The sequence below is a fragment of the Cypionkella sp. genome, from assembly GCF_036782355.1.
GTDB lineage: Bacteria > Pseudomonadota > Alphaproteobacteria > Rhodobacterales > Rhodobacteraceae > Cypionkella.
Map to the genome: position 1 here is coordinate 57,104 of NZ_DAIPZF010000019.1, position 6,258 is coordinate 63,361.

At 61.1% G+C, this 6,258-nt stretch carries 5 protein-coding genes and 1 pseudogene; 1 reads left to right on the top strand and 5 read right to left on the bottom strand.

The genetic code is table 11. From position 1 onward, the window contains the following. Nucleotides 1-244: pseudogene (locus V7Q10_RS09260) on the bottom strand (hypothetical protein); the annotation flags it as partial. Nucleotides 245-500: 256 nt separating this feature from the next. Here V7Q10_RS09260 and infC point away from each other — a divergent pair. After that, nucleotides 501-989: a translation initiation factor IF-3 gene (gene infC, locus V7Q10_RS09265; RefSeq protein ID WP_442885852.1), complete on the top strand. Its 489-nt coding sequence runs from the start codon at nucleotides 501-503 to the stop codon at nucleotides 987-989. Between the two features lie 50 nt (nucleotides 990-1,039). On the opposite strand, the gene V7Q10_RS09270 is transcribed toward infC, so the two are convergent. The 4 genes from V7Q10_RS09270 to V7Q10_RS09285 form a co-directional block, all read right to left on the bottom strand. Next, nucleotides 1,040-2,257 (bottom strand): GGDEF domain-containing protein, encoded by a 1,218-nt coding sequence (locus tag V7Q10_RS09270; RefSeq protein WP_333868800.1) that lies wholly within the window; start codon nucleotides 2,255-2,257, stop codon nucleotides 1,040-1,042. A 364-nt stretch (nucleotides 2,258-2,621) separates the two neighbouring features. Beyond that, nucleotides 2,622-3,620 carry a molybdopterin-binding protein gene (locus V7Q10_RS09275; RefSeq protein WP_333868801.1) on the bottom strand — a complete coding sequence of 333 codons (999 nt, stop codon included), beginning with the start codon at nucleotides 3,618-3,620 and terminating at the stop codon, nucleotides 2,622-2,624. After that, complete coding sequence (locus V7Q10_RS09280; protein ID WP_442885850.1) at nucleotides 3,620-4,582, bottom strand: XdhC family protein; 963 nt, start codon at nucleotides 4,580-4,582, stop codon at nucleotides 3,620-3,622. Before V7Q10_RS09280 ends, V7Q10_RS09275 begins: the two co-directional genes overlap by 1 nt. A 102-nt stretch (nucleotides 4,583-4,684) precedes the next feature. After that, the coding region (locus tag V7Q10_RS09285; RefSeq protein WP_333868802.1) for an OmpA family protein at nucleotides 4,685-6,258 on the bottom strand (1,574 nt) is incomplete at its 5' end.

The following is a 6,258-nucleotide window of genomic DNA, read 5'->3' on the forward strand; positions in this document are numbered from 1 at the left end:
CACGCGCCGCAGCCTCGGCCGCAGCCTGGGTGGCAGCCGCAGCGTCAGCGGCGGCTTTGGTGGCGGCATCCGCAGCCACTTTCGCCGCTGCGGCGGTTGCAGCTGCGGCATCGTCCACAGCTGGCGTGGCTTCGATTGCAGCTTCTGCTGCTTCTTCAGCCGCATGTGGCTTCATGCCAAACGCATAGTAGCCCGCGCCAGCCGCCACGATCAGCGCCAAGCCAATAAGGATATTCTTGTTCATTTTATTCTCCAAAATCCCTCACCTAAGGGATCGGGGGCGCTATGACAGATGCGTGATCGGAAGAACAGAGCCATGCTGCACCTGCAAAAAAGGCCGGCGAAACCCTGCCGAAACCTTGTTTTTGCGCCTTGCCCGAATGTGGTTGAAGCTTGCGCGCGCAAAGACTATCTTGACGGCGCTTACAACCATATGAAGGACCACTCCCATAGCCCGCAGACCCCACAACGCCCCGCCACAACGCGAAACCGGCCCGCGCATCAATGATCGCATCCGGTCGCCCGAAATCCGCCTGATCGGCGCGGATGGCGAGAATGTCGGCGTCGTCACACCCGCCCGCGCCATGCAAATGGCCGAAGAGGCCGGGCTTGATCTGGTAGAGATTTCTCCGAATGCCGAACCGCCCGTGTGCAAGATCATGGACTTTGGCAAATATAAATACGAGACTCAAAAGCGCGAGGCCGAGGCCCGCAAAAAGCAAAAGATCATCGAGATCAAGGAAATCAAGTTCCGTCCGGGCACTGATATCCATGACTACGATGTGAAGATGCGCTCGGTGGTCAAATTCCTTGAAGAAGGCGATAAGGTCAAAGTCACGCTGCGCTTTCGCGGCCGCGAGATGGCCCACCAAGAGCTTGGGCTTGAGCTGCTGAACCGCGTCGCAGCCGATGTGACCGAAATCGGCAAGATCGAATCAATGCCACGGCTGGAAGGCCGGCAGATGGTGATGATGATCTCGGCAAAGTAACTGCCGCGCCTATCTCTGAAATCAGGGGCCCTCGGGCCCCTTTTTTTTGCTCAGACCTTGGCTTCTGGCGCCATAAAGGCGGCCTGAAACTGCTGTAAAACCTGCTCGGCTCTTTCGCCGCGCGTCTTGTTGCGACCGGCGTATTTTGCCGCATAAAGCGCTTGATCGGCGCGACTGACAGCGCCCGCAAAGCCCTGTTTGCCAAAGTCGATCTGCGCATAGCCCAGCGACATCGTTATCTGAAAGTGCCATGTGGCCAGATGCAGCGCAGGCAAGGTCGTGATGGCTTTGCGCAGCCCCTCACAGAGCGCCTGTAACCTCTCTTGACCATGTTCTTGGGTCAGCACGATAAACTCATCCCCACCCCAGCGCACCACAACGTCATCCGGCCCCAGACAGCCGGACAAGGTCTTTGCCACTGCCACCAACAGCTTATCGCCCGCAGCATGGCCAAGCGCGTCATTGATCTGCTTGAAATGATCAATATCCAGCATCACCACGCTGTTAAAACTGTTGTTTGCAAGCTCCCGCTCTAAGCCATGCCGGTTTAACAGCCCCGTCAGATGATCAAACTCGGCCGCTTGCTGCAACAGCGTCTGGTTTTGATCAAAACCCGAAGCGACCGCAAGGATATTCGGCAATTTGATACTAGCAATAATGGCCACGACTTGCGTCACCGATGCTGAAACATAATAGAGCTGCGTGTCAAATTCGCTGACAAAAAGGCCGACCGCCAAAGGTTCGATCATGACAACACAAATCACAATGCGCAGCGACAATCCCAGCCCACTGCGTTTAAATAAAACCAAAAACGGCGCTTCGTCACTCAGCCGCAGCGCCATGGCAGTAACGCCGATTACCAAACTGGCGACGCTGAAAAATGAGATGCCATTGGTCAGATAAGCAGTGTCAACCACAAGACCGTTCAAGGCGAAGATCGCAGCAAACCAGGCCGTCATCGTAAAGACGATCGCAAGCCAGCGACTGCGCAGCTCGACTAAAAGCGCCAGATTTAGAAAAATGAGCCCAATCGCACAGATGCTTGACAGTCTATTTGCCACAAAGGGCACCAACCCATAGTCAACAAAAAGCTGCGGCTGCAAAACCTGCGGCCAGCTTGGGATAACGTTTTGCAAAAGCCTTTGCACAGATAGCGCTATGAACAAGAAACTTAACCCGTGCAGCAGAACCGAACGACCAAGCCCCTGCGCGCCCCGCGCCATTGCAACCGCCAAAACCAGATAACCGCCCGTCGATACCGTCGCCATTGACAAAAGATACTCATTCTGTTGGCCCAAAAAATACGGAATCTGACCCGCACAAACCAAGGCAACCATCGCCAAGGGAAAAAATTTATAAGCAAAGACTTGCTTTTGCGGTGAAAGGCTTTTGCGGGTCATGCTCGGCTTCTTGATTTGTCATTTGCCAAAGTTCAGGCCTCTGGATATTCCCTCTCTAGCCGTGACGATATTTACCGAATAGTTAACAAAAGGTTAACAAATCGGGCGCATATCCCGATGCCCCTAATTTTAGCTTTAACCTATACAGTTAGCTGTACATTTGTAAAACAAACAGCGGCCACGCGCGCCACCAAACATGAAGTATGCGTCACAAATATATGATTGTGATTGTTTATCTTAATTTTGGTTCGCGCAGCTGTGGCCGGATCGGGATTTCCTTCAACAGCCCACCGACCCCCATCGCGGCGATGTCATCGCTAGAGACCGCGATGCCGCAAGCCAGCCGTTCCAGCACCCAATCGGCGCCGTTCAGCGCGGGCGAGCGCGCGCAGCCCGGCAGGCCCACCACCGGCCGCGCGGCCAATTGGCCCAGAAACAACAGATTGCCCGGATCGACCGGCATGCCAAAGCGCAGTACCGTACCCCCCGCCCGCCGCAGCGCTTGCGGCGCGGTGTCGTATAGGTCCGAAGTGGCAGAGCCGGTCAGGATCAGCACCATATCGCCGCCCGCCCGCGTGATCGCCGCGCCAAGTGCGGCCTCGTCATGCGCCACCACCTCGACGCCGGCCAAGGTCATTCCCAGCGCCGTCAGCCGCGCCAAAACCGCGCGCCGCCCCTTTAGGGCAAGCTTGTCGTCTTGGCCTTCCACTGCGGTTAAAATCAGGCTGGCGCTGCGGCGCACCACCGGGCAAAACTGCAAGGCCCCAACGGCGGCTTCACAGGCCTGCGCCAGTGCGGCCCGCTCGACCCCGTAGGCGATGATCTTGACAGTGCCGACCAAAGTCCCCGCCTCGACCCGCGTCAGCGGTGCCAAGGTGGCAAGCGTGATCGCCGGATGCGCGCGGTTCAGCGCCGCCACCGCCGCCGCATCCACCCGCACCACCCCGGCAGCCGGTGCGTTCAGATTGACGCGTCCGGTAAAGGCCTGCGAGCGGATCAGGCCCGAGCCAGGTTGCAAGGCCGCAGCCAAAGCCTCTGCCGCAGCATCTTCGGCCAGATCATCAGGCCCCAGCCGCGCCACGGTGACCTGCGCCAGCCCAAGCTCGCGCAGTGCGGCAATCTCGGTGTTGCCCAGCACGCAGCCCTTGCGCAGCCGCCCGTCAGGCAAAGCCAGCGAATGCGCCAAAATCGCGCCAAGCGCTTGATCCAAGGGCACCGGCCCAAATTGCATCACGCCCCCCGCAGCACGGCTGTCACCTGTGCAAGGATGGAAATCGCAATCTCGGCCGGGGTCTTAGCGCCAATCGCAAGCCCGACGGGGGCGTGGATGCGCGCAATCTCGGCCTCGGAAAAGCCCGCCGCTTGCAGCCGCGCCACCCGCGCCGCATGGGTCTTTTTCGACCCCAGACAGCCCAGATAAAAACACTCTGATCGCAGCGCAAAGGCAATCGCGGGATCGTCAAGCTTGCTGTCATGGGTCAGGGTGATGATGGCGCTGCGCGCGTCTGGTGCAAGCCGTTGCAAGGCCTCGTCCGGCCAATCGTCCAAAATCACCTCACCCGGAAAGCGGTCTGCCGCGCCAAAGGTTTCGCGCGGGTCGATCAGCGTCGGGTCATAGCCCGCAAGCCGCGCCATCGCGACCAAGGGCTGGGCGATATGCACAGCGCCCACCACGATCAGGCGCAAGGGCGGATTATGCGGCGCGATAAAGCGCGCGCCCTCGACCCCCGCCTTATCCGAGCGCAGCCGCAGATCGGCCTCGGCGGCAGCGCCCGGCACCAGCAGCGCCCGGCTCCAATCGGTCAGATCAACCGCATAGGCCACGGGCCTGCGCGCAGCCCTAATCGCCACCAGCTCGGCCAGCAGATCGGCCATCGGCGCCACAGGTTCCAGCAGAACCCGAATGGTGCCGCCACAGGCCAGCCCCACCGAAAACGCGGTCTCATCCGACACACCAAAGGACAACAGCCGCGGCTGATCGCTTTGCATCGCCTCCAGCGCTTCGACCACCACCGCGCCCTCGACACAGCCGCCCGAGACCGATCCCATAATCTCGCCCGCGCCCGAAATCGCAAGCTGACTGCCAGCTTGGCGCGGGGCCGAGCCCCAGGTTTCCACCACAGTGGCAAGCGCCGCCCCGCGCCCCTCGCGGTGCCAGGCAAGCGCGGTTTCGGGGATTTGATCATGCATCATAAAGGCCACCTCCTGCGCGACTATGCGACAGCCCAGCGCGCTGTGCCATTGCCAAAAGGTGGCATGCCGATAAGGCCCCGCAAGCGGCGGGGCCCAAAGCGTTTAATTCGCCACTTGCAGCAAAGGCGTGATGATGCGCACCGCCACACGGCGATTGCGCGGCTCGTTGGCTTGGGTGTCGATGCGCAATTCTTCCTCGCCGTAGCCTTGGATCACCATGTTTTCGGGCGGAATATCGAAATATTCGGCCAGAGCCAGCGCCACGGTTTCCGCCCGCCGATCTGACAGCGCAAGGTTCATCGCAGCCTTACCGGTGGCATCGGTATGACCTTCGATCAGGAAAATCTCGCCGGGGTTTTGCGCCAGCATATCCTGCATAAAGCCACCCAGATCGGCCAGATTGCCCGCCTCGGCCGGTTTAAGCGCCGCCGAGCCGCTGTCAAAGCTGATCAGGTCAACGTCAATCTGCGCCGCCAGATGCCGCACCTGAGGGATCTCGCGGATTTGACGCAGGCTAAAGCTGCGGCCCAGCTTTTCGATCTGTTGCGCAGCCATTGCGCGTTTAAAATCGGCGTTCGGGTCTTCGGCTGCGATCACCACCTGCTTTGCGCGCGGCGCAGGCAGGGTCGAAACCACAACCCGGCGTTCAGGTTCCAGATCGTTGAACAGCACCCGCTCGCGCCCCTGTGCATCATAGGTCGCCCGGCGCAGCACCCGCCCCGTCGCATCGCGGATCGTCACCACCTGATCACCGCCCTCGCGCAGCACCGTGGTGCGGGTCGAGCCATCCTTGAAGGTTTCGGTGCGCACCTGTGATCCGGGCTGGCGCAGCGTCGCGTCATCGTCGCGGTAGACCTGATATTGCCCATCAGGGTTCAGCACCACCACACGGTCGCCGGTGTTCGAGACCACCTGACGGTCTTCGGCGGGCGCGTTGTTGGCGCCTTTGATAATCGCGCCCACGGCCAAAGCGCCCAGCGCCACCAGACCGAATTTCTCAAGGTCTGACAGCCGGTTCTTTTTGCCCCCCTCTACGACCACAGGAGCTGCGGCGAATTCTTCGGTGGCCGAGCGTGCGCTTTGCGCGGTCATCACTTCGGTGGTGCTGGCCACGGCCTGCGGTGCGGCTGCGGTATCGGCAGGCGCATCGGCCATCGCCATTGGGGCTGCGGGCTCGGGTGCTGCGGTGGCCGTGGGAGCCTCGGCTGTGGGTTCGGCAAGTAGGGTCGTCAGGCTTTGCACCTCGGCCTGCGAGACCACGGGGGCCTCGACAGGCTGGGCATTGGGGTCAAGCACCTCGACCGCGGTTTTAAGGCCCGCATTGGGATCAAGGAGTGTGCCATCGGCCTGCGGGGCAAGTTCGGCCTGAGCTTGGGCCAAAGCGGCCTCTTGCGCGGCAATCTCTTCGGGGGTGGGGGCCACGGGCACATCGCTTTGTGCCGCCTGCGCATCCATTCCAGCCTGAGCTGCCGCCGCATCCGCCTGAGCCTGCGCATCTGCTGCCGCCTGCGCTGCCGCTGCATCGGCTTGAGCCTGCGCGTCTGCCGCAGCCTGAGCCGCCGCTGCATCCGCCTGAGCCTGCGCATCTGCCGCAGCCTGAGCCGCCGCTGCATCCGCCTGAGCCTGTGCGTCTGCCGCAGCCTGTGCCGCTGCGGCGATGCGGGCTTCGGTCTCGG

Coding starts and splice junctions, on each gene's coding strand:
- V7Q10_RS09275 (WP_333868801.1), bottom strand. CDS start 3,620: ATGCAATTTGGGCCGGTGCCCTTGGATCAAGCGCTTGGCGCGATTTTG.
- V7Q10_RS09280 (WP_442885850.1), bottom strand. CDS start 4,582: ATGATGCATGATCAAATCCCCGAAACCGCGCTTGCCTGGCACCGCGAG.
- V7Q10_RS09270 (WP_333868800.1), bottom strand. CDS start 2,257: ATGGCGACGGTATCGACGGGCGGTTATCTGGTTTTGGCGGTTGCAATG.